Annotated in this window: 28 protein-coding genes; 1 reads left to right on the forward strand and 27 read right to left on the reverse strand. The window is 36.0% G+C overall.

The genetic code is table 11. The features are described from left to right. Positions 1-5: 5 nt before the first annotated feature. From G4D61_RS00085 to spoIID, 8 genes are all read right to left on the reverse strand, one after another. A complete protein-coding gene (locus tag G4D61_RS00085) occupies positions 6-341 on the reverse strand; it encodes a CHY zinc finger protein (RefSeq protein WP_081749985.1) in 336 nt (111 codons plus the stop codon). A 94-nt stretch (positions 342-435) separates the two neighbouring features. Next, positions 436-861, reverse strand: coding sequence for a 3-hydroxyacyl-ACP dehydratase FabZ (gene fabZ / locus G4D61_RS00090; protein WP_025727677.1), 426 nt, complete (start codon positions 859-861; stop codon positions 436-438). A gap of 46 nt (positions 862-907) precedes the next feature. Beyond that, positions 908-1,744 (reverse strand): flagellar hook-basal body protein, encoded by an 837-nt coding sequence (locus G4D61_RS00095; RefSeq protein ID WP_025727676.1) that lies wholly within the window; start codon positions 1,742-1,744, stop codon positions 908-910. 18 nt (positions 1,745-1,762) lie between these two features. After that, positions 1,763-2,569 carry a flagellar hook-basal body protein gene (locus G4D61_RS00100; RefSeq protein WP_025727675.1) on the reverse strand — a complete coding sequence of 269 codons (807 nt, stop codon included), beginning with the start codon at positions 2,567-2,569 and terminating at the stop codon, positions 1,763-1,765. 93 nt (positions 2,570-2,662) lie between these two features. Then, the gene (locus tag G4D61_RS00105; protein ID WP_025727674.1) at positions 2,663-3,664 is read right to left on the reverse strand and encodes a rod shape-determining protein; all 1,002 of its coding nucleotides are present in this window, start codon (positions 3,662-3,664) and stop codon (positions 2,663-2,665) included. A gap of 444 nt (positions 3,665-4,108) precedes the next feature. Next, the gene (spoIIID, locus tag G4D61_RS00110; RefSeq protein ID WP_025727673.1) at positions 4,109-4,372 is read right to left on the reverse strand and encodes a sporulation transcriptional regulator SpoIIID; all 264 of its coding nucleotides are present in this window, start codon (positions 4,370-4,372) and stop codon (positions 4,109-4,111) included. Between the two features lie 462 nt (positions 4,373-4,834). Continuing rightward, positions 4,835-5,635 (reverse strand): stage II sporulation protein SpoIIQ, encoded by an 801-nt coding sequence (gene spoIIQ, locus G4D61_RS00115; protein WP_025727672.1) that lies wholly within the window; start codon positions 5,633-5,635, stop codon positions 4,835-4,837. A 206-nt stretch (positions 5,636-5,841) separates the two neighbouring features. Further along, entirely contained in the window at positions 5,842-6,852 is a 1,011-nt protein-coding gene (gene spoIID, locus G4D61_RS00120) for a stage II sporulation protein D (RefSeq protein ID WP_025727671.1), read from the reverse strand. Between the two features lie 217 nt (positions 6,853-7,069). Between spoIID and G4D61_RS00125 the strand changes: the two genes are divergently transcribed. Continuing rightward, positions 7,070-8,347: an MFS transporter gene (locus tag G4D61_RS00125; protein ID WP_163172964.1), complete on the forward strand. Its 1,278-nt coding sequence runs from the start codon at positions 7,070-7,072 to the stop codon at positions 8,345-8,347. Between the two features lie 49 nt (positions 8,348-8,396). Here G4D61_RS00125 and G4D61_RS00130 read toward each other — a convergent pair whose 3' ends face one another. The 19 genes from G4D61_RS00130 to G4D61_RS00220 all read right to left on the reverse strand — a co-directional run bounded on the left by G4D61_RS00130 (position 8,397) and on the right by G4D61_RS00220 (position 24,401). After that, a complete protein-coding gene (locus tag G4D61_RS00130) occupies positions 8,397-9,047 on the reverse strand; it encodes a YitT family protein (protein WP_371316442.1) in 651 nt (216 codons plus the stop codon). Between the two features lie 273 nt (positions 9,048-9,320). After that, positions 9,321-10,088, reverse strand: a complete 768-nt coding sequence (locus G4D61_RS00135) for an ATP-binding cassette domain-containing protein (RefSeq protein WP_025727668.1) — start codon at positions 10,086-10,088, stop codon at positions 9,321-9,323. A gap of 60 nt (positions 10,089-10,148) precedes the next feature. Beyond that, complete coding sequence (ssuC, locus tag G4D61_RS00140; RefSeq protein WP_025727667.1) at positions 10,149-10,937, reverse strand: aliphatic sulfonate ABC transporter permease SsuC; 789 nt, start codon at positions 10,935-10,937, stop codon at positions 10,149-10,151. After that, entirely contained in the window at positions 10,934-11,926 is a 993-nt protein-coding gene (locus tag G4D61_RS00145) for a sulfonate ABC transporter substrate-binding protein (RefSeq protein ID WP_306304296.1), read from the reverse strand. The genes ssuC and G4D61_RS00145 overlap by 4 nt, the downstream gene beginning before the upstream one ends. Before the next feature lie 396 nt (positions 11,927-12,322). Then, positions 12,323-12,694, reverse strand: a complete 372-nt coding sequence (locus tag G4D61_RS00150) for a hypothetical protein (RefSeq protein WP_035352646.1) — start codon at positions 12,692-12,694, stop codon at positions 12,323-12,325. Positions 12,695-12,792: 98 nt separating this feature from the next. Further along, a complete protein-coding gene (locus G4D61_RS00155; protein ID WP_025727664.1) occupies positions 12,793-13,551 on the reverse strand; it encodes a TPM domain-containing protein in 759 nt (252 codons plus the stop codon). Continuing rightward, positions 13,548-14,126: a LemA family protein gene (locus G4D61_RS00160; RefSeq protein ID WP_163172966.1), complete on the reverse strand. Its 579-nt coding sequence runs from the start codon at positions 14,124-14,126 to the stop codon at positions 13,548-13,550. The genes G4D61_RS00155 and G4D61_RS00160 overlap by 4 nt, the downstream gene beginning before the upstream one ends. A gap of 458 nt (positions 14,127-14,584) precedes the next feature. Then, entirely contained in the window at positions 14,585-15,895 is a 1,311-nt protein-coding gene (gene murA / locus G4D61_RS00165) for a UDP-N-acetylglucosamine 1-carboxyvinyltransferase (protein ID WP_163172968.1), read from the reverse strand. A 32-nt stretch (positions 15,896-15,927) separates the two neighbouring features. Continuing rightward, positions 15,928-16,674 (reverse strand): YwmB family TATA-box binding protein, encoded by a 747-nt coding sequence (locus G4D61_RS00170; protein WP_035352652.1) that lies wholly within the window; start codon positions 16,672-16,674, stop codon positions 15,928-15,930. A 216-nt stretch (positions 16,675-16,890) separates the two neighbouring features. Continuing rightward, a complete protein-coding gene (locus G4D61_RS00175; protein WP_025727660.1) occupies positions 16,891-17,142 on the reverse strand; it encodes a DUF1146 family protein in 252 nt (83 codons plus the stop codon). 288 nt (positions 17,143-17,430) lie between these two features. After that, complete coding sequence (locus G4D61_RS00180; protein ID WP_025727659.1) at positions 17,431-17,835, reverse strand: F0F1 ATP synthase subunit epsilon; 405 nt, start codon at positions 17,833-17,835, stop codon at positions 17,431-17,433. A 23-nt stretch (positions 17,836-17,858) separates the two neighbouring features. Beyond that, positions 17,859-19,280, reverse strand: a complete 1,422-nt coding sequence (gene atpD / locus G4D61_RS00185) for a F0F1 ATP synthase subunit beta (protein WP_025727658.1) — start codon at positions 19,278-19,280, stop codon at positions 17,859-17,861. Between the two features lie 61 nt (positions 19,281-19,341). Beyond that, complete coding sequence (atpG, locus tag G4D61_RS00190) at positions 19,342-20,199, reverse strand: ATP synthase F1 subunit gamma (RefSeq protein WP_163172970.1); 858 nt, start codon at positions 20,197-20,199, stop codon at positions 19,342-19,344. A gap of 81 nt (positions 20,200-20,280) precedes the next feature. After that, positions 20,281-21,789, reverse strand: coding sequence for a F0F1 ATP synthase subunit alpha (atpA, locus tag G4D61_RS00195; RefSeq protein WP_025727656.1), 1,509 nt, complete (start codon positions 21,787-21,789; stop codon positions 20,281-20,283). Positions 21,790-21,812: 23 nt separating this feature from the next. Continuing rightward, entirely contained in the window at positions 21,813-22,349 is a 537-nt protein-coding gene (locus G4D61_RS00200) for a F0F1 ATP synthase subunit delta (protein WP_035352655.1), read from the reverse strand. Next, a complete protein-coding gene (gene atpF / locus G4D61_RS00205) occupies positions 22,346-22,867 on the reverse strand; it encodes a F0F1 ATP synthase subunit B (RefSeq protein WP_025727654.1) in 522 nt (173 codons plus the stop codon). Before atpF ends, G4D61_RS00200 begins: the two co-directional genes overlap by 4 nt. 141 nt (positions 22,868-23,008) lie before the next feature. Next, on the reverse strand, positions 23,009-23,227 hold the full coding sequence (atpE, locus tag G4D61_RS00210; RefSeq protein WP_025727653.1) for a F0F1 ATP synthase subunit C: 219 nt from the start codon (positions 23,225-23,227) through the stop codon (positions 23,009-23,011). Between the two features lie 61 nt (positions 23,228-23,288). Next, positions 23,289-23,999: a F0F1 ATP synthase subunit A gene (gene atpB / locus G4D61_RS00215; protein WP_025727652.1), complete on the reverse strand. Its 711-nt coding sequence runs from the start codon at positions 23,997-23,999 to the stop codon at positions 23,289-23,291. Between the two features lie 6 nt (positions 24,000-24,005). Next, complete coding sequence (locus tag G4D61_RS00220) at positions 24,006-24,401, reverse strand: ATP synthase subunit I (protein WP_025727651.1); 396 nt, start codon at positions 24,399-24,401, stop codon at positions 24,006-24,008. Between the last annotated feature and the right edge of the window lie 466 nt (positions 24,402-24,867).

The following is a 24,867-nucleotide window of genomic DNA, read 5'->3' on the forward strand; positions in this document are numbered from 1 at the left end:
AAACTTTAGCCTTCTACCTCGAAATATAGATGTCTGTGTAAATTACATCCCGGATTAAAGGATGCTTGGCAATTTGGACAATTGGATCGGCAATGCAAATATTCGTGAATCGTCAGCTCGTAGCCGCACGCTCCACATAATATGGCTTTCTTATCAAATTGTTCCTTTGGCCATACTTTATGCTTCCCACAACCATGCTCCTCGTGGCATTCATAACAAGGGTAGTACGTATTACAACAGTAGAACTTAATCGCAATTCTATCAATTTTTTTATGATAGTGGACACATCGTGTTTCAGAATCCAATACACTGCCCTTTACTTCATGACCATGTATAATCATCTTAATCTCCCTCTTTTAAAAAAAGGGTGACACTCCATCACAACATTCAGATGAACATGTCTCCCTTTATAATTAAACATTCATATAATGAAAGCTATTTGCCAAGAGCAAATATTATTTCTGTTTCACAAGCAAGTTCGCCATCTACTGTTGCAACAGCTTTTGCTTTCCCAATTGGCCCTTTTAAACGCGTCATTTCAACTTCGAGACGTAATTGATCGCCCGGTCTAACTTGACGTTTAAAACGACAATTATCAATACCTGCAAACAGTGCTAGTTTCCCGCGGTTTTCTTCTTTTTTTAACATTGCAACTGCTCCTACTTGAGCCAATGCTTCAACAATTAGAACCCCCGGCATAACAGGATAGTCAGGAAAATGTCCATTAAAAAAGTCTTCGTTTCCTGTAACATTTTTAATTCCAACAGCTCTTTTACCTTCTTCAAATTCAATAACTTTATCGATTAATAAAAAAGGATAGCGATGTGGGATAATTTCCTTTATTTGCTGTAAATCTAACATAATTAGAACCCCCTTATTTTTTCTGAGGTATTTCAATCATTCTCTATTATTGGCGCATACTGTTGACCAAACCCATCATTTGATCCGCAATATTAATCGCCCTCGTTTGTAATTGATAAGATCTTTCTGTTTTAAGCAGATCAGTCATTTCTGTTCCTATATCAACATTTGACTTTTCTAAGGAACCTTGCTCTATAGAAATATTAGCTCGGTTTGCTCCGGTTAAATTCGTATAAACATTTGTGAGATTGGTATTTAGATTTTGCGGTAATTTCAATAAATTATTTCCAGCTTGTTCTAGAACTTGAGGATTTTGTACAGAGACAACACCTAGATTAACACTCGTTGACTGTCCATTTGCATACGTTATTGTCAGTTTCCCATTTTGATCAATATTATATTTTTGAGCATCCTTGTTAAAGGTAATAGCTTGATCATTTTCATTCAGTATAGGATTCCCGTCGCTATTCACGAGCATCATCTCATTATTCCCTACCGGTGAAACATATAAGGCTCCATCGCGGGTAAATTGCACATCGTTTTTGCCATTATCTTGGACAAGTACTTTTAAATATTGATTTTCCTTCGTGAAAGCAATATCTAACGAGCGGTCTGTCTGTTCCAAACTTCCTTGTGCTGTAACCATATCAGACTTCGCAACCTTCGATCCAACACCAATACGAATCCCCGTAGGAGTTAGTCTGCCAGTCTCTTTATTTGAGTCTGGTTGATTATTGAACTGCTGTACTAATAAATCCGTAAATGTCGCTTCTTTTTTCTTAAAGCCTGTTGTATCAGAATTGGCTATATTGTTACTGATGATATCAAGCTTTTTTTGCAACTGACTTAATGAATTTGTAGCTGTAATCATTGATCGATTCATGATTTTTTCTCCTCGCTATTAACCATTTACTCTTCCGACATCGTTAACAGCTTTATTCATACTTTGATCATAAGCTTGTACAACTTTCTGGTTTGCTTCAAAAGTACGATAGGCTGTCATCATATCTGTCATTGTTTGCGATTCATCTACATTTGAGGATTCTAAATACCCTTGTTTAATTTGAAAGCCATTCTGTTGATTATAAGCATTAGGCAATGTAGCATTATTTTCAAGATGGTAAAGCCCATCTCCATCCTTCTCTAATGAGTTTGGATCTTTTGCATAACTAAGCCCAATCCTTGCAATAGCCTGTCCATTTTCAGAAGTAATTTGCCCATCCTCATTTACAGAAAAGTCAGTGCCATTTACTTGAATTTTATTACCGTTATCATCTAACACATAGTTTCCGCTCGCGGTCGTTAAATACCCTTGTTGATCGACAGAGAAATTACCGTCACGTGTATATTTCACTGTACCATCACTTGCTTGCACCGGAAAAAATAATTTACTAGTAGAATCAGTGGAATTATCTTCAATCGCTAAATCGGTTTTATTATTCGTTTCTTCAAGGCTGCCTTGCTTGAAGAGAGGAGTTGCTTCTTGCATATATACACCTGTTGCAAGTGAACCAATAGATGCCTTCCCAATACCTGTCGTACCCTGTTTATCAATGTATTGCATCAGCATCTTTGGAAACGCCCTTAACGAAGATTGGTCGGTCTTATACCCAGGGGTATCCGCATTGGATAAGTTGTTTGTTGACATATCGATTTTCCGTTGTTGTGCAATCATACCTGAAGCAGCTGTATAAAAACCTCTTAACATATGCTCTTCACCTCAAAGAAAGAATATAAGAAGAATAAACCAGTAAAAGATGACATCATCTTTTACTGATTTATTCTAGTTCATAAAGGCATTTTAGCCAAATTTTCTTTTTGAAATCTTATCAATATTTTCAAGCATAATTCCTGTCCCAACGGCAACTGAATCCATTGGATTATCCGCTACTAATACCGGCACCTTAATTTCTTCCGCTAAAAGCTGATCAATACCGTGTAATAGTGCCCCGCCACCTGTTAAAATAACACCACGATCAATAATATCCGCAGATAGTTCAGGCGGTGTTTTTTCTAATACATTTTTTGTTGCATGAACAATAACAGAAACAGATTCGCGTAATGCTTTTTCAATTTCTGTAGAAGTCACCGTAATCGTCCTTGGTAGCCCTGAAACCATATCACGGCCTCTAATATCCATTTCTTCGTTACGCCCACCTGGGAATACGGTTCCGATTGTAATTTTTATGTTTTCAGCTGTTCTTTCACCAATGAGCAATTTATACTCTCGTTTAATGTATTGTAAAATTTCGTTATCAAATTTATCACCGGCCATTTTGATCGATGAACTTGTTACGATATCCCCCATTGATAACACAGCAATATCAGTCGTTCCCCCACCAATGTCTACAACCATATTACCGCTTGGCTGGAAGATATCCATTCCCGCTCCAATTGCGGCAACTTTAGGTTCTTCTTCTAAATAAACATTTTTTCCGCCGCTTTTTTCTGCCGCTTCGCGTATAGCTTTTTGCTCCACGCTCGTTATATTAGTTGGACAGCAAATTAAAATGCGGGGCTTAGACAATAAGCCTTTTACATTTAACTTGTTAATAAAATGTCTTAACATTGTTTCTGTAACGTCGAAGTCAGCAATAACTCCATCTTTAAGTGGTCGAATTGCTACAATATTTCCTGGGGTTCTCCCCACCATTTTCCTTGCTTCTTCACCAACCGCTAATACTTTGTTCGCATTTTTATCTATAGCTACTACCGAAGGCTCATTTAACACGATCCCTTGGCCCTTTACATGTATTAGAACGTTTGCAGTTCCTAAGTCTATCCCAATATCCTTTGCAAACATGCGTCTGCTCCTTCCTTATTTTTCAATGTTTTTTGCAAGAACGATTTATCTTAAACCCATCATTATGTCTGTTTTCCCTAATTATCTATTTTATCATATTCTTGTCCAGTTTCGATAAGATTGTTAAAAATAATTTTTCTTTCAATAGGACTTTTGACTTTAATTTAAACAGACAACATAAAAACGTTAGTACGATAATGGATTCTCATACGGCTGTCTTTATTTAAGATGGGTTTAACTGATAAACTTTCAACAATTAGTGATCGTGCTTTCTTTATTTGAAGATGTTAATACTTAATTAGAGAGATCGTGACACATGAAAAGTATGTAAAGGGGCTTTTTCGTAACAATAAAAATGGATGCTAAACCGTTTAAAAGGAAGAAGGACCTAGACACTCCATCGATAAAACTGTAAGAGGAGATTCAGGCCCTAAATCTGTACTATTAATTGCTTTGTAGTTCTTCTTTTTTATATTTTAGTTTTGTTGCTTCTCCTCCTCTTAGATGTCGAATCGATTTATGATAATCAAGAATATGTTTTACTTCGTTCGCTAAATCTGGATTAATTTCTGGCAGTCTTTCTGTTAAGTCTTTATGGACAGTACTTTTGGACACGCCAAACTCTTTCGCAATCACACGAACGGTTTTTCTCGTCTCCACGATATACTTTCCAATCTTGATAGTTCTCTCTTTGATGTAATCGTGCACACTGCTCGCCCTCCCCAAATTGGATGTGAGGAGTGTGAAATGAGACTCGCTACTCGCAATTCGTACTATATCCCGCAGCCTAATAAGAATAGATTCTAAAGACATGCGACAGAAAGTAAAAAGACTTTCTGGTATTGCAAGGATTAAACAAGTCTATAACTAAATAAAATAAGTCCAATTAACGATTGCTCACCTCAAACCCTCTCGCTTTTTGCTAAGTTTGTAACATTTTATTAGCTTGGGTAAAAATATATGCACAATCAAGCAAGAAAGGACAAGATATAGTGAACTTTTTCTCTTTATAAAGCTTGAATTAATGTTTATTCACTGGATTGTACATGCGGATTACAAAGTCATAACAAAAAAGTCTGATATCATACCCCAATATTAATTGTTTATATTGGAAGCCTATATGACACCAGACACTCTTTATTATTAGATTCACTTTATTGTAATTGTAAATTATTCTCCTGCATTTTCATTAGCAGATGGGGTATTATCGCTGTCAGTATTGTTAGTAGTTTCTTTTTGGTCAGTGCTTGTGCTTTCATCACTGTTGTTTTTCGGTAATTCAACTGAGCTTAATGGTTTATTAAAGTATGACACTGGATTTACTGCAATATCATCTTTACGAATTTCAAAGTGAAGATGTGTTCCAGCTTCTTTATTTAATTCACTTTGCCCAGCTTTTGCTAATGTTTCACCTTGTTTTACGGAATCTCCTTCTTTAACAGCAATGTCTTTAACTGATTGATATTCCGTAACAACGCCATTACCATGATCAATTTCAATGACATTTCCTAAAACAGAATCTTCTTTTACTTCTGATACTTTTCCGCCCATAGCCGCAACAACGTTAAACGATTTACCATTCTTCATCGTAATATCGATTCCTTGATTTGGTTGGTACGTATTACCATATACTACAAGAGCGGCTTCCTGTTCTTTTGCAGAAGCATTTGGATCATAGAATTTCTTTTCAATGCTAGCTAAGCTTGGATGATCAACAGGCATTTTAAAGTTTTCTATTGCTTTATTTACTTCAATCGCCTCGTTGTCTGATTTGTTTTGTCCTACTAATGCATTGCCATCGTTAGAGAATTTTTCTTTTGCTGAATGGCTCCCCACTGACTGATACCATAAAATTCCTGCAATAATCAAAGCTGCACTTGCTAAATAGATTGCTGGATATACCCACCGTTTTTTTAAGATATTCTTAAAACGCTTTAATTGAGAAGGCTGTTTCTTTTCTTCCTCTCTCATTTTCATCACCTCAGCAACCATTGTGAACACATCTTCATAGATTTATACATTTTCATAGAAAAATTTTTAAAGTATTATATTTCGACAAAAATCTTTATTCTATGCATGACCACTAAAAAAAAAACAAAAAAAATCTAGCACCATCCTAAAATGATAGGTAATTTACCATATCTATTTAGGGTGATGCTAGACTTTATTCGTCTTCACTACTTTGTAGCCATTAATTTATTGTTTGCAACTTTTTCTATTGGCACAATACTGACACCTTTATAATAATACTTAATAATGCTATCGCAATCTTTTCCCTCTTCTGCCATACCGTTAGCACCATATTGGCTCATACCTACACCGTGCCCATATCCTTTCGTCGTAATGATTAAATGATTACCTTCTTTAGTCCATGTAAAATCCGATGATGGAAGATTAAGCTTTTCCCGAACTTCTCTCCCGGTAAATATTTTTCCCCCAATTCTAATTTTAGCTACCCGCTTCCCTGCTGTTCTTGAAAGGACCGTTCCAGTATCATTTGTTAGTGTGACACCTAATTTTTGTTCAACATCGGCGATCGGAACCGTTTCCTGCTTTGAAAATTTTGGGGATGATTTATCCCAAGGACTTGGCACGCTTTTTAAATATGGAATTGCATTTGACCAATAATCTTCTGCATTTTCAGTGTATCCATTACTAGTGGAGAAGAAAGCTGCATCAATCGGCTTTCCGTTATACACAATCACTTTTCCTTCCGTTTCTTGTACGGCTTTGTTTATTTTCTCCATTTTTTGATCGTATTGATTCCCCCAGTTTTGTTTCAATTGATCATTACTTAAATATGCCTGATCTGCTACACCATCAGTTACATCCGCATTTTCAGGCAAATCACTATTTCCCCCATATAATAAACGGCTAACAATAAATGTGCGTGCCGTTAAAGCCTGTGCTTTTAACGCTTCAAGTTTAAAATCTGCCGGCATTTCAGCAGCAACAACACCTGCAACATAATTTTCCATCGGTAATGTGTCAATCTTTTTACTTGCAGTTCGATAGACAGTCACTTCAATCGTGGATTGATCTTCCTCTACCTTTTTATGTTTCTTTTCTTCACTTAGCTTTCCACTCGCCTCATCTTTTTGGAAAGGTAGAACAATGATAGTAGGTACTAGAAAGGAAAGGAAGAGTATAAAGATTACAATGATGAAGATAGGTTTAATTGGTTTCATACTTGCTGCCTCCGTTTTTAGTTGATAGACCTATTATCAAACTTATGGGTTTGGACAGGCATTTATGATAAAAAAATCCAGCTTGCTACTTTTCCTTTTCCATTCTTACTAGAAAGATTTACGGTTGTCGTAATAAGGAAAAAATTGCGCAGGGTAAATCAATGTTGTGAGGATAATCTATATCTAGTTAGAACTTTATAGGAGTGTGAATCTTACGATGTCGAAAACGAAACATATTGGGTTAACAATTGCGGCAATTGGATCCATTCCACTAATCATGACATTAGGGAATTCAATGCTCGTTCCGATTCTTCCTAAAATGAAGTCGGAATTACATTTATCCCAATTTCAAGTAAGTTTGACGATTACGATTTTTTCCGTTGTAGCTGCAATGTTTATTCCCATTCTCGGTTATCTTTCAGACCGCTTTAATAGGAAAATGATTATTCTTCCTTCATTATTCATTTATGGGATTGGCGGACTAATAGCAGGTTTTGCAGCAATGTCTTTTCCAAATTCTTATTTTTGGATACTTATAGGCAGAGCGTTGCAAGGTATTGGTGCTGCAGGAACTGCCCCAATTGCAATGGCTTTAACAGGCGATCTCTTTAAAGGATCTCAAGAAGGTAAAGTATTAGGGATTGTTGAAGCTTCAAACGGCTTCGGGAAAGTACTGTCACCAATCGTTGGCTCACTTGTCGCTCTTCTCATTTGGTATGGTGTGTTCTTTGCCTTTCCAGCTTTTTGTATTATTTCAATTCTTTTAACGATATTTTTTGTTAAAGAAAACGTAAAAAAGAAAGCCCCCATGCCTTTTGGAAAATACATTAAAGGGCTTTTAAGCGTCTTTAAGCATGAAGGCCGCTGGCTATTAACTACATATTTAGCCGGAGCAACTTGTTTATTTACTCTATTTGGCATTTTATTTTATCTCTCAGATATTTTAGAAAAGACTCACGATATTAATGGGGTTAAAAAAGGGCTAATTCTTGCGATCCCACTTTTAATTATGTGTACAACCTCATATATTACCGGAAGTAAAATAGGAAATAATCAAAAACTGATGAAAAAACTAATCGTCTTCGGCTTTGCCTTTATGACAGTTTCCTATGCGTTGCTTTCATTTTTCAGTAACCTTATTGCTTTTATATCCATTTTAGCATTAAGCAGCCTTGGTACTGGTTTTGTATTACCTTGTTTAAATAGTATTATTACGAATGCAGTAGGAAAAGAAAGACGCGGCTTTGTCACTTCGCTATATGGTTCTGTACGCTTTTTAGGGGTCGCAATTGGTCCACCTGTCTTTGGAAGACTTATGGAATGGTCGAGAATAGGTATGTTTATGTCTATTTCCTCTCTTGCCTTCGTTGTTGGGTTATTGGCGTTACTCATGATTCACGTAAAAAAAGAGCAGCCTGAAGGTGAAGGGCAAAAACAGAAATCGAATGAAAAAGATGCAACTGTTACAAATTTACAGCCTGCTGGTGGAAGATAATGATAAAGCAAAAAGGAATTAAAGAGCATACTCTTTAGTTTCTTTTCCTTTATTTTTTTCGAGGTAGCAATTTAAGTGCGATTAACGTATTTCGAATCCGCAATTCATAAATCAAGTCCACTACTCTTGTAGACAACCATTGACAGATTACGGCTTGTATAACAATTTGCCAATTAATTACATAGGCTGTCAGCACGAATATAAACCCATTTATCCAAAATAATGGCTTTCCCGGAGCAATTCCTCTTGATCGTGAAATGATCAGTGCTAATATCCCAATTCCCCCTTGCGATACCCCTTCTCTTAATAAAGTTCCTACTCCTATCCCAAGTATTAACGACCCAATGAATAAATCGAACCAGCTGTTTATGTATGGTATATATACATTCTCCTCAAAAAAGTTAACGGAAAGAGATGTAATAGTGATCCCAATTAAAGTCCCAAGTGCACTTTCAGTACCTAAATAATGTACAGCGACCATAAGCATTGACGCGTTTACAATCCATAAGCCAATACTCATTGGAATATTAAACCAGTGATTTAATAAAACTGTTATTCCGCCTGCTCCCCCTGAAGGAATGGAATGCGGAAAAAGGAAAACACCCATGGCGAACCCTTGAATGATCGCACCAGCTATAATAAAACAATATTTCCTCCAAATCATCCGTTGGGCAATTTTTGAACAGATATGATTTTTCAAAGATACCATCCCTAATATAGATTTTACGACTTAAACAATTAATGCTATTCTATGCGCCTCAGCCAAGCTATATGAACGTATCTTCCTCTCTATCATATGTTTGTCCAGGATGCTCGCTACCGCAACGGCAAACTATTTGCTCATAAAAACACACTTCTATTAGCTAAATAAAAAGCGTGTGAAAAGGAAGTTCACACGCCTGTATTAACTAATGAACCATTATATTGAACGAAGCTATTGTTGTGTACAGAAGCGCCCCTGGTAGCCCTTTATTTATATCATAGCGATTTTAGTATCTTTACGGATACGGCTATGATCATCACCAAGAATCCGATCTAAAATAGCTGCTACGATTGAATGGTAGGCGTGCTCATTTCTTTCACGTGGTCTTGATAATGATACATTGACATCCATGGCTATTTGGCCATTTTCCAGCAATATTACCCGATCCGCTAAAGCAACAGCCTCCTCTACATCATGTGTAACGAGTAACGCTGTAAATTTCTGCTCTAACCATACTTGTTCAATTAAACTTTGCATTTCAATACGTGTCAAAGCGTCTAATGCACCTAAAGGCTCATCTAATAGTAATAGATCAGGTTTATGAATTAATGCTCTTGCTAATGCAACCCGTTGCTTTTGTCCTCCTGAAAGCGTTGCTGGCCAATCCTGAATACGTTCTTCTAAGCCAACCTTCCTCAATGTTTCCACGGCTTCTTGGTGATGATCCCCTTTAAGGCCTAATTCGACATTTTGAATAACTCTTTTCCAAGGTAAAAGTCTGCCATCTTGAAACATGATCCTAGATCCGGCATTTATACCCGTTAAGTATTTACCTTCTTGGACGATTTGTCCGCTATCAGGTCTTTCTAAACCTGCAATTAAGCGTAATAATGTACTCTTTCCGCATCCGCTTTTCCCAACAATTGCAATAAATTCTCCCTTATTAATCGTTAAGTTCAAATGCTGGAATACGATTGTTTCTGAATACTTTTTATGAATGTTTTTCAATTCAATATGGGCTGTTTGTTCACTTGTCACTTTCCTTCCCCCTTCAATTGGTCAACAAAGTTTTGAGCGGTTATCCAATATCACACACGATTATGAGATTTTCTTTTTTTTGTAATTCGGATTCCATTTTAAACATTTTTCTTCAAAGAAACGGGCAATTATATCTGATGCTTTACCAAGCAGCGCATATAATAAAATACTTAATACAACAACATCCATTTGCATAAATTCTCTCGCATTCATTGCCATATAACCTATACCAGATGTAGAGGAGATCGTTTCTGCAACAATTAAACTAATCCACATAATACCTAGTGAAAAACGGATTCCAACTAGTATCGAGGATAGCGCTCCGGGAAAAATGATATGAGTAAAAAGGGAAATTCCTTTCATACCATAAATTTTCCCCATCTCAATTAACCCAGGATCAACTGACTTAATTCCATGGTATGTGTTTAAATAAACAGGGAATAAAACACCTAGTGCAACAAGGAATATTTTCGCTTCTTCTCCTATACCAAACCACAATATTACAAGCGGAATAAGAGCAAGATGAGGGATGTTCCTAAGCATTTGAATAGAAGTATCAAATAGAATTTCGGAAATTTTAAATAACCCATTAAACAAACCGAATAAAAATCCAACAGTGCCGCCAATAATAAATCCAATTACAGCTCGACATAAACTAATCCATACATGATGAAATAAATCACCAGTTTTCAATAAGTGTACCGCTGCAAAATAAACATCAGATGGTGCAGGCAATATTCGATTTGACAGTATTCCATAAACAGAAAGTAATTGCCAAGTAATGATTAGCAATATGGGGATGATCCATGGCAGTATGGTTTGGACGATGTTGCGGAGTCGGCGTTTCACTTTCTGTCATCCTTTCCATTGCCTTTATAAATGTTATATATATTATTTTTTATCGTAACTTTCTTAGGAATAATCTTTAATTTATAAAAAGTATTGGCGATATCCTGTTGTTCTTTCACAATGTTATTTGAAATTTTTTGAACTCCATACGTACGACGATTTAAGGCGATCATTAATGACTGTTTGTCGATACCAAGGAGAGGTGAAAGCATATCAGCCGTTTCCTTATGATGATGATTTGCCCAATCAGAGGACTGTTGAACTTCATTTAAAACAATCTTTAAAATATCGGAATGTGCATGCGCAAAGCTGGATGATGCAACAAAGAAATCACGATCAGATGTTAAACCAGCTCCATTTACTAACAATTTTGTATTTGGCAATCTTTGAGCATCTGCTGTGTATGGATCCCAAACAACCCAGGCATCAATTGCCCCTTTCTCAAAAGCAGCCCTTGCATCTCCAGGCTGTAAGTATGCTGGTTTAATATCATTAATGGAGAGCCCTGCTTTTTCCAATGCTTTAATTAATAGAAAATGCGAGCTTGAACCTTTTGCAAAACCAATTTTCTTCCCTTTTAAATCTGAAAGTTTATTAATGCCAGAATTCTTTTTAACTAAAATCCCTGAACCTTTATACTTTGAAATACCTGCAGCTACATAAACAAGAGAAGATCCTGATGCTTGAGCAAAAATCGGCGGTGAATCTCCAGTTCTTCCAAAATCAATACTTCCTGCATTTAAAGCCTCTAATAATTCAGGGCCTGCTTGAAATTGAATCCATTTCACTTTATAACCATATTTTTTTAAAGCTTTCTCTAATGTCCCTCGTTCTTTTAAAATAACTAGCGGACAATTCTTTTGATATCCTATGCGTAAAACTTTTTGTCCACTTGAATTCGCAGTCTTTTCTTTACCACATGCTGATAAAATGGCAGAAAACATGAGCAGGAAAATCAAAAGAGGTATAAAAAATAGACGCTTTCTCACCTTCAAACAAAACACTCCTTTCCTCTCCCCCAACTATTTTCAAATTCGCTCATAACATGTTAAAGAACTCCTTCTAAGTTTTTAAGTTTTAGCGGGCTTTGGCCGTTCCCGTTTTCTTGGGGATTTTATATTCTTTAATACGATATGTACATCAGCCGATTAGGTACCTGTACATCTATAGCAAGAGATAAAGCACTATCGTTTTAGTTAACTTGTATAACTGTATTCTTTAGTTACAAAGTACCATTAACACGTTCTAACTGATGTATAAAACATTTATTGCAAATGATTAGGCAACACTCACTATTGATGCAAACGAACTTAAAAGAGGGATTCAAATAAATGACCATTTAAATGATCATTTATTTGAATCCCTCTTTTAAAGGACTGTATATCTCATTCTTTTACAACATTCCTGATTGTATCCAATAGTAAACGAATTCCTTCCCCTTGGGTCAAGTTTATATGGATTTCCTGCAATGCATTCTCTTTTATTTTGCCCATTAAACTTTCTTTTTGATCGTTCTCCTTTACTAGCTGCTGATTTCCTTGTTTATCTAAAATCCAAAAATGATAATTCAAATTTGGATTTTCCTCAGGAAAGCTAAAGATGATGACATAATGAATATCAAAATATTGATCAAAATATTGAAGAGTTCCCCGCATATAGTTATCATCATTTTTTGTCGCTGAAAGTGAAACACGATATCCATTTGCAGTACCGATCAGATCAATTTCATCAAGTATATACTCAATAAATAACTTCATATTTTCCTCCTTTCTTAAAGTTTTTCTTATATTTTATCTTTTTATGCCCCTGCTGCCTTCTGTACGGGTGATATTAGAATGTAAAGCCATTTCCCTTGCTACCAATTCCGGCTAGCTCCTCCGCCTCCTGAAGAGCCACCACCACCTTTACGATTCCCCCCACTTCCCCCACCATTTCTAAGAAAAATGGAAAGGATATTGATAATCATAAAAGTAAATGTTCCACCAAAAAATTTGTTATCTAATATGATGAGAATGATGATTAGAACCGCTATTCCTATCTGGAGCCACATCGAATGTTTTGGGGCGACATAGGCCTTTGCATCTGTTTTTTTATTTATATGATATTCTTGTGCAACAACATTAAAAAGCTGTTTGTACGTATTTATCACTGCAGCGCTTGGTTTATTTTCTTTCAAATATGGAATTGTATAATCATCTAATATACGCCCTACTTTTCCGTCGGGGAGAGCCCCTTCTAAACCGTATCCAACTTCAATTCTTACACTTTTATCTTTAACCGCCACAAGCAACAGCACACCGTTGTTTAATTTCTGATCGCCTAAACGGTATTTCCTAAAAGCTTGATTAGCATATTCTTCAATCGTTTTATTTTGAAGAGATTCTACTGTGAGTACAGCAATTTGAGCTTTTGTTTTGTCATCAAGCTGTCGTCCTAAATGAATGAGCTCATTTTTCTGCTGCTCTGTTAACACATGTGCAAAATCCTGAACATAAATGTCACCAACTGGCGAGGGAATGTCAGCATTCTTTGCTTCAGCTTCTCTTCCCATTCCTACTATAAAGGATACAATAAGTAATGTAATGGAAGTAAAGAGAATTAGCTGCTTTCTCATTTATTGCTGTCTCCAAAATCAACCTTTGGTGTTTCTTTGGCATTTGTATCTGCTTTAAAATATTCCTTTTGCTTGAAGCCAAAAAGATTGGCAACAAGTGCCCCTGGAAATTTCTGTACTTTTTTATTATAGGTAGCTACCGCATTATTATAATCTTGGCGTGCAACTGCTATTCGATTCTCCGTTCCCGCCAATTCATCCATTAATTGCGTAAATTCCTCATTCGCTTTTAAATTCGGGTAGTTTTCAACAACTACAAGCAAACGATTTAATGCACCTGAAAGCTGGTCATTAGCAGCTGCCTTGTCAGCAGGTGATTTTGCACTGGCCAAATTCGCCCGGGCATTAGAAATACTCGTTATAACGTCTTTCTCATGTGAAGCATAGCCTTTAACAGTGCTTACAAGATTCGGGATAAGATCCATCCTTCTTTGGATTTGGTTTTCAATTTGTGAATAAGATTGGTTTACATCCTCTCTGGCATTTACTAAGCTGTTATAGCTTGAAAAAATACTTGCAATGAAAAAGACTACCACAATTGCAATGACAATCCATATGATCGATTTTTTCCTCAATTATCATCACTCCTTCTTATTTATAACGTACGAAAGATATAAAGGTTTCATGAAAAAAGAAACAACAATTCGCACATTTTTTATACAAGGCTATTTTCGAAAACGTTGTTGCTGCTTCATCAAAGAAAGGCATTGCTTCCCGCTTCAGGATGCTCGCTTCCTTCCGCTCCTATCAACTGTATTAACGGGTTTGTCATTTAAGTCAACTTCTATGAATCGTAAGTGACAACAACTATTTTAAACAACAATTTTTTAGAAAAGCGCCTTATACAAAGTCAATTTATTATAAAAAAGAGGCATATTTTTCAAATTTCTTAATTATTTTTTTAATACCAAGAAATTTTAATAATAGCTACCTAGATACAGTATGCTCACAATTAAAGTCAAATCAACCAAAATTCAGCAGAAAAATAAAAAAATCCCTGCACTATGTATATGTACAAGGATTTTTATCCATACTAGAGATTGGCATCCGCAACAACTTGGTTTTCTGTAACAGATAAAGCTTTATCATCATTTACACGTTCAATATCTGCGCCAAGAGCGGCTAATTTATGATGGAAATTTAAATAGCCACGATCTAGATGTTTTAATTCAGTTACACGAGTAATTCCTTTTGCTTTCAAACCAGCAATAATTAATGCAGCAGCAGCACGTAAATCTGTTGCAGCTACTTCAGCACCTTGAAGATCAATTGGGCCATTTATAATAACAGAACGCCCTTCGATTTTAATATCCGCATTCATACGTCGGAATTCTTCAACATGCATAAAACGATTTTCAAATACTGTTTCTGTTATCATACTCGTACCTTTAGCTAAAAGTAATAATGCCATCATTTGCGATTGCATATCAGTTGGAAAACCAGGATGAGGCATTGTTTTAATATCAATTGCTTTTAACCTTTTAGGCCCGATTACTCTTAATCCAGTTTCTTCTTCAATAATGGTAACGCCCATTTCTTCAAGCTTTGCAATAACAGCCGATAAATGTTCTGGAATTGCACCTTTAACAAGTACATCGCCTTGTGTCATTGCGGCAGCAACCATAAAAGTACCCGCTTCAATACGATCAGGAATAATCGTATGATCAGCTGCATGGAGCTTTTCAACACCTTCAATTTTCATAACCTCTGTGCCAGCCCCAGTTACATTTGCTCCCATTTCATTTAAGAAATTCGCTAAATCAACAATTTCTGGCTCTTTTGCACAATTTTCCAAAGTCGTAACACCTTCAGCTAGAGCAGCGGCCATCATAATGTTTTGCGTTGCTCCAACACTTGGAAAATCTAAATAAATTTTAGCTCCTTGTAAACGGCTTTTGGAGGTTGCTTCAATAAAGCCATTTCCAACATTCACTGTCGCTCCCATAGCTTCGAATCCTTTAAGATGTAAATCAATTGGACGTGATCCAATTGCACAACCACCAGGCAGGGCTACTCGAGCCTTTCCAGTACGTGCTAATAATGGACCCATAACTAAAACGGATGCGCGCATTTTACGTACATATTCAAATGGAGCTTCAATAAACAACTCTCTAGATGCATCTACAGTTACTACATTTCCATCAAATGTTACTTCACTATTTAAATGACGCAACACTTCATTTATTGTATATACATCGGAGAGTTGCGGTACATTTCTGATAACACTTTTTCCTTCACTTGCCAATAATGTTGCAGCGATAACAGGTAATACAGCATTTTTAGCACCCTCAACTTGAACTGTGCCTTGCAGCCTATTTCCGCCACGGACGATGATTTTGTCCAAGAGTATTCCCCTCCGCGTCCATATTCTATATATTAATATTCAATCGTAATGATTGGTGTGCCAATTACAAAGTTTGTATTAGCGCCCAAACCACTTTTTCTTAAACCAATTTGTACATTCATCTCTTCTTTCTTCTTTGTTGATAATTCTTGAGAAAGCTTTGATGAGTATGCTGATACAGAATAAAAGTCATTTTCTTCCAAAGCTTCAACCTTTTTTGCCTGAAGACTTTTTAACAAACGATTTTTTTCATATAACAAAACATTATCAATTTTATCACTGAAGTGACCTTGGATACAAGAAAAAATTACAGGCTTTTTATCGTATAATTTATCAAGCTGACTTGAAACCATTTTATTCAAATTCTCAACCTTGTGATCATTCCAATGCTTACCACTCACTTCATAAATTAAAAAAGAGTATGACTTTCCATTTACATTTGTTGACAATAATTTTATCGTTTCAACATAGTTATTTTTTCGTGATATACCTGTATAAGTCTTCGAATCACGATTTTTCACATATGTCCATGCCATATTTGGAAATTGCTTATGTAAGGACTTAGTTTTTTGATTCCAAGACTTATTAGAAGCTAAATGAACAGTTTCTCTCGTAAATAAAGTCCATTCTGTAACTTTACCATTCAACGATTCAGCCGTATGAATGAGAAATGGTAAATCACTATTAAAAGTTTGTGCTTTAGCTCTATATCCTACAAACACCAATGTTAAACATACTAATACAGTACATAACCAAAGTAATTTATATTTTTTAATCATTTTTAGTATCCCCTCTCCCTTTAATAAAAGGATTTACCATTAAGGGAAAGAGCATACTAGGTAAATGTCGTCAAGTTATGACATATAGTATTTAGTATATAAATTTAATCGAAATTTGTCTAAAAGGTAGACCTCACTTATTGTAAATAAATTTATGTCTTTTGCAAACATGTAAAATATACCAAATTAATTTATAGATTTAGGATATTCATCCTACTAGTGGTAGAAAATGAATTGAAATAGTTGTGGCAACTGCTGTGACCAAAGTAAATAATTAAGAAAAAAATTGCTGACTGCCGATCCAATCGCTAATGACAACAAAACATACAGTAATCTCGCTTGAACAACACGATTTTTTTTAATTATTTGTTCAATATTTACAGCCTGGAGAGCCCAAAAGGATATTGCGATGAAGAATAAATGGGTGAGTATACTAATTAACGCTTGATTTCCAAAACCAGATAACATGATTTCACCACCAATTTATGTATAAATTGAACTTAACCATTTAATATTTTAACGGCTTATACCTTAATAAAACAATATTCCTATGAAAAAGAACGGAAATAATTGTCTCCCTTCGCTATCATAGGAATGTTGTCGCTTCTGCTATGTTAAAAGGCTGTGGAACTTTGTCATGGAATACCTAAATTTAATAATAAAGCTGTAAAAAAAGAGTCAGATACCACTGTTTAAGATATAAGGTATACAGCGCTATACCATATATACTTCTTTGTGGTACCGGACCCCTTTTTATTATGAACGATGCTTGTAAACGTCAATACGAGTCATTGCTCGTTTAAGAGCTAATTCAGCACGTTTAAAATCTACATCATCATGATTGGATTGAAGGCGATTTTCCGCGCGTTCTTTCGCTTTCTCAGCACGTTCAATATCTATTTGCTCAGGTAATTCAGCAGCTTGCGCCAATATCGTTACCTCTTCAGGCCGCACTTCAATGATGCCTCCGCTGACTGCTACTAGTTCAGTTTTTCCATCATTTTTTAAACGCACAGCGCCAATTTGAAGAGGTGCGACCAATGGAATATGTCCATATAAAATACCTATTTCTCCACTTTTGGCCTTTGCAATAATCATTTCTACTTCTGAACTATATACTGGGCCGTCTGGAGTGACAATACTGACCTTATATGTCCTCATTTTTTATCCTCCTGGTCCCTAATTTACGCCTCTACACCCATCTCTTTAGCTTTTTTCACAACTTCTTCAATTGTACCAACTAGACGGAAAGCATCTTCTGGTAAATGATCATATTTACCTTCCAAAATTTCTTTGAATCCGCGAACAGTTTCTTTAACAGGAACATAAGATCCAGGTTGCCCTGTAAATTGTTCCGCAACGTGGAAGTTTTGTGATAAGAAAAATTGTATACGACGTGCACGTTGTACAACAAGCTTATCATCTTCACTCAACTCATCCATACCAAGAATTGCGATAATATCTTGGAGTTCGCGATAACGTTGAAGTGTTTGTTGTACTTGGCGTGCTACATTATAATGCTCTTCTCCAACAATTTCAGGAGAAAGTGCACGTGAAGTAGATGCAAGTGGATCTACTGCAGGGTAAATACCCATTTCAGATAATTTACGTTCAAGGTTTGTTGTTGCATCTAAGTGAGCGAATGTTGTAGCTGGGGCTGGGTCTGTATAGTCATCCGCAGGTACATAAATCGCTTGAATTGATGTAACTGAACCTTTAGTTGTTGAAGTAATCCGTTCTTGTAATTGTCCCATCTCTGTTGCAAGGGTAGGTTGGTAACCCACAGCAGAAGGCATACGTCCAAGTAACGCAGAAACCTCTGAACCAGCTTGAGTAAAACGGAAAATGTTGTCAATAAAGAATAACACATCCTGCCCTTGCTCATCACGGAAAAATTCAGCCATTGTTAAGCCCGTTAGAGCAACACGCATACGCGCACCTGGTGGTTCATTCATTTGTCCGAATACCATTGCTGTTTTATTAATAACACCAGAATCCTTCATCTCATAATAAAGGTCGTTACCTTCACGTGTACGTTCACCAACACCCGCAAATACAGAAATACCGCCATGTTCTTGAGCAATGTTATTAATAAGCTCTTGAATTAATACAGTTTTCCCTACTCCGGCACCACCAAATAGTCCAATTTTACCACCTTTAATATAAGGTGCTAAAAGATCTACTACTTTAATACCAGTCTCAAGAATTTCTACTTGAGTAGATAACTGTTCAAATGTCGGCGCAGTACGTTGAATTGGATCGCGACGAACATCATTTGATATTTCTCCATCCAAATCAATAACATCACCAAGGACATTAAATACGCGTCCAAGTGTAACTTCACCAACTGGTACTGATATTGGTGCACCAGTATCTTCTACTTCCATTCCACGCTGAAGTCCATCAGTTGAAGACATAGCAATTGTACGAACTGAATCATCACCTAGATGAAGCGCAACTTCTAGAGTAAGATTAATATTTACTTCTGTAGCAGATTGTGCTTTATAATTAATCTTTAATGCATTATAAATATCAGGGAGTTGACCATTTTCGAATTTTACGTCAACAACCGGACCCATTACTTGAATAACGTGTCCAATACTCATTACTTTCCCTCCTAACTTACATTTTGAGGCTTATTTATACTCTTTTTCATTAAATATCGGCCTATTCTAGTGCTGCTGCCCCGCCAACAATTTCAGTAATTTCTTGTGTAATTGCTGCTTGACGCGCACGGTTATAAGTCAACGTTAATGTATCTATTAAATCCATAGCATTATCTGTAGCATTTTTCATTGCTGTCATCCGCGCAGCATGCTCGCTTGCTTTACTATCTAATAATGAACCATAAATTAGGCTCTCCGCATATTGCGGTAAAAGTACATTTAAAATTTCTGGAGCAGATGGTTCAAACTCATAAGAAATTATACGATTCGTTGATGTTACCTCTGTTAATGGAAGCAATTTCTTCTCTGTTACTTCCTGCTGAATTGCACTAACAAAATGATTGTAATATAAATACAATTCATCAAAGGTACCATTTTCAAATAGACCTACTGATTGTTTTGCAATATTAGATATGTCAGTAAATGATGGATGATCCGATAAACCAACAATATTTAATACAACATTCATATTCAAACGTTTAAAGTACTCATATCCTGTACGACCAATTACAATAATTGCATATTCATCTGTAGATTTGTGACGTTCACGAATCGTCTTTGTCACTAAACGTAATACATTACTATTAAAAGCACCAGCTAACCCACGATCAGAAGTAACAACTAAATAACCTGTTTTATTCACTGGTCGTGAAACGAGCATCGGATGTGAAATACCACTTGTTCCCATGGAAATACTAACAACAACATCTTGCAATTTTTCCATGTATGGCACAAATGATTTAGCAGCCATTTCAGCTCTATTCAACTTAGCAGCCGATACCATTTGCATGGCTTTTGTGATCTGACTTGTTTTTTTCGTTGAATTGATACGAGTTTTAATATTACGTAAGGATGCCATTTTAGTCTCACCACCCTTGTTTGTTAGTAGGACTCCAATAACTTATTAATTGAAGTCCTTTTTTATTGTTATCAGCCAAATTTATTCAGATTTTGCAAATGTCTTCTTAAATTCATTGATTGCGTTAGCAAAGTCATCATCAGATGGTAAATTTCCAGTTGTACGAATTTGCGAAAGCAATTCTGAACGGTTTTGATCTAACCACATATAAAACTCAGATTCAAAACGTTGAATATCCTGAACAGGAATATCATCTAAGAATCCTTTTGTTAAGGCGTATAAAATAGCAACTTGTTTTTCAACTTTGATTGGTTTGTTCAAATCTTGCTTCAATACCTCAACAGTTCGTTGTCCACGTGCTAGTTTCGCTTGTGTTGCTTTATCTAAATCTGAACCAAATTGTGCAAATGATTCAAGTTCACGGAACGATGCGAGGTCAAGACGAAGTGTCCCTGCAACTTTTTTCATCGCTTTAATTTGAGCAGAACCACCAACACGGGATACTGATAAACCAGCGTTAATGGCAGGTCGTACACCCGAGAAGAATAAATCAGATTGTAAGAAAATTTGTCCATCTGTTATTGATATAACGTTTGTTGGAATGTATGCTGAAATATCTCCGGCTTGCGTTTCAACGAATGGTAGGGCAGTTAAAGAACCGCCGCCTTTAGCATCACTCAATTTAGCCGCACGTTCAAGTAAACGAGAGTGTAAATAGAATACATCCCCTGGATATGCTTCACGACCTGGCGGACGACGTAAAAGTAATGAAAGTTCACGATACGCTACCGCTTGTTTTGTAAGATCATCATATACAAGCAATACATGTTTACCGTTATACATAAATTCTTCACCCATTGCAACACCCGCATATGGAGCTAAGAATAATAGCGGTGCAGGTTGTGCAGCAGATGCTGTTACTACAATTGTATAGTCTAAAGCGCCATGTTTACGGAGAGTTTCAACAGTACCACGAACAGTAGATTCTTTTTGTCCAATTGCGACATAAATACAAATCATATCTTGGTCTTTTTGGTTTAAAATTGTGTCCACTGCAAGAGTTGTTTTACCTGTTTGACGGTCTCCAATAATTAATTCACGCTGTCCTCTTCCGATTGGTACAAGGGCATCAATAGCTTTAATACCCGTTTGTAATGGCTCATTAACAGATTTACGATCCATTACTCCTGGAGCCTTTGCCTCAATTGGGCGAGTTTTTGTTGTTTGAATTGGTCCTAGTCCATCCACTGGTTGTCCTAGTGGGTTAACAACACGTCCAATTAATTCGTCACCGACAGGAACTTGCATGATTCTTCCTGTACGTCTAACTTCATCACCTTCATGAATATCACGGAAAGGTCCTAATATAATAATACCAACATTGCTTTCCTCTAGGTTTTGAGCAAGACCCATTACACCGTTTGAAAACTCAAGAAGTTCTCCAGCCATTGCATTATCGAGTCCATGAGCACGAGCAATACCATCACCAACTTCAATAACAGTACCAACATCGCTAACTTCAATTTCAGACTGATAATTTTCTATTTGTTTCTTTATTAATGCGCTGATTTCTTCAGCCTTAATGCTCATAAATCCCACACCTCATTTCTAACTTAACTTATTAATGTTCTTTCTAGACGGTCTAACTTACCACGCAAACTGCTGTCAAAGATAGAATTTTTGATTTTTATTTTCAGTCCACCTAATAGATCACGATCAATCACATTGACAATATTTAATGACTGTTTTCCAACTTTCTTAGCAAATACATTTGAAATTGATTCAGTTTCTTCTGCAGTTAATGGTCGCACTGAAAAAACTGTTGCATCCGCTATTCCGCGTTCGTTATGTACTTGTTCAATAAAAGCATCACAAACGCTCACAATTAACTCATCACGATGACGATCAACTAATAATGAGATTGTATTCAATGTAAAAGTAGAAACATTAGCTAATACTTCGTTTATCATTATTTGTTTTTGATCTCTAGAAATTTTTGGTGACTTCAATAACTTTTGAAATTCGTCATTGTTTTCAAAGACGCTCTTTATGACGCGAAGTTCATTTTCAATTTGATCTAACTGCTGATGTTCTTTTGCTAATTCGAAAAGCGCCAAAGCATACCGTTTTTCAATGGCTTCATAACTCATCGCTTTTCTCCTGCCTCTTTAATAGATTCTTCAATAAGCTTTTCTTGATCTTCAACTGTTAGTTCTTTTTCAATAACTTTAGATGCAACTAGAACAGATAGAGATGCAACTTGCTCACGCAATGCAGCAACAGCTTTTTGTTTCTGTTGCTCAATTTCAAGCTTAGCACTTTCTTTAAGTCTTTCTGCTTCTGAACGAGCAGTGTTCATAATATCTTCTTTCTGAGCCTCTGCTTGTTTCTTAGCATTTTCAATTAAACTTTGTGCTTCAAGACGAGCATCGTTTAATAGTGAACGTTGTTCTTCAACTAATTTATTGGCTTCAACGCGATTTTTCTCAGCTTCTTCAATCTCTCTTGCAATATGCTCTTCACGTTGTTTCATAATGCCCATCAACGGACCCCAAGCAAATTTTTTCAACAAAAGTAGTAAAACAATAAACATAATGAGCTGGAAAATAATATCGCCAGTGTTTAATTTTCCTTCAACAAATCCAAATACTAAATCATTTGCTAACATACAAGTTCACTCCTTTCCAAGAGCATTTCCATTCATTTCACAAATACAATTTTTATATAAAATAAATCGTAAATATTCTCACATAAAGGAATGGCGAAGTTTCCTATCCGAATATCTTCGCCATTTATACGTTTCTGTTGACTATCTGTTAAGAACCATAAAACCAATAACAACTGCTATAATTGGAAGTGCCTCTACTAACGCAATACCGACGAACATCATTGTTTGTAACATACCACGTGCTTCTGGTTGACGAGCAATCCCTTCAACCGTACGACCTACAACAAGACCGTTACCAATACCAGCACCTACTGCTGCTAACCCACATGCAATTGCTGCTCCAAGAATACCCAAACTCATGATAATATTTCCTCCTTAAGGTAAATGAAATTTTAAATAATAGCTTTAAAATATAAACTGATTATGCTTCATGTGAAATTTTATGTGATAGATATACCATTGTTAGCATTGTGAAAATATATGCTTGGATTGTACCAACGAAAATAGAAAATGCTTGCCATAATAACGTTGGAATAATTGCTGCAATGGTACCCCCAACATTTGTTGCAAGAGAACTAGCAAGAAGGGATAATAAAATTTCACCTGCATAAATATTTCCGTAAAGACGTAAACCTAATGTCAACGTATTTGCGAATTCTTCAATTAGTTTAATTGGCAATAAGAACCACATTGGTTCAATAAAGCTGCGAAAATATCCTCCTACGCCTCTTTGTTTAACTCCATAATAGTGGGTTAATCCTACAACCATAATAGCCAACGTTAATGTAATAATTGGATCTGATGTTGGTGATTTCCACCATGAATAATGGCCATAGTTTACTAAAAATGGAAGCCCCAGCATATTGGAAACAAAGATATACATAATTAGCGTAATTCCAAGAATGTGAAATGATCCGCCTGTTTTCCAATCCATGTTGCTTTTGATAATATCCTTGACGAAATCCATTACCCATTCTAAGAAGTTTTGCATACCTGTAGGTCTCAACGCCAGCTTTCTAGTGGAAACAACCGCAATGATGAACACAATTAAAGATGAAATTGTAATCATCATAATATTGGAAAGGTTAAAATAAAGACCTAAAAATTCCACTACAGGTGCCTTATGTTCCAACAGAACTCACCTCTCTTTACTATTTAATTTATCGAAAATGATACTTAGCATTAAATCTATCATAATGACAACATAGCATGTCACTATTCCAATTATTACACTTAAAAGATTGAAAATGGCTGGGTATTTTGTAGCGATCATAACTGCTGCCAATGCTGCAGCCATTCTCCAAGTCGTTCCCAGCGAACGATATTTCTTGCGACCTACTTCTTGCACTCCCTCTGTTACAGAAAGAGTTTTCTTCGCCAGCATTCTTAAATTAAAAAGACTGATGGTCGTACCTAACAGCAGGCCTAAGAAAATTGGGCGGTAAGAGGGAATTCCTACTCCTAGCAAATAGAGGAATAAGAGAAAAAACATATACTTACGCTGCCTTTTATAAACTTGCAAAAGTTCCGGCATATCTTTCTACTCTCCTGATATGGAATGTTAAACTCGACAACATGTAAATTTCAAGCTTATTCAAGCTGAATCTTGTCCAACTATTGGAACTATTCGATTAACATCCCAAACTTAATCGAGCCAGAATTACAAAAAAACTGTGTTATATAACATACAACTACTTTAACATGTGCGGCTATTTAAATAGCGACCACAAAATGGACTTTGTTCATTTTATCACACACGCTATCACATAAAAAAAGCGCTACCTAATTCCTTATGTAAGTAGTTGAAATAGTTACCTTTATTAACTTATGAAAACCTTCCCATTTTGTGCACTCTTTAAGGATACAATAGCGGTAAATCAATGTCAATGTACTTTCTTTGAACAATAATCCATTTTTTATGAATTTACATGTTTGTAACATAATTGTCAAAAAAGAAAAATTTTCCAATTGATATTTTACCAAACATACATTGTTTTATA

It is taken from the genome of Heyndrickxia ginsengihumi (assembly GCF_011008565.1).
Lineage (GTDB): Bacteria > Bacillota > Bacilli > Bacillales > Bacillaceae_C > Weizmannia > Weizmannia ginsengihumi.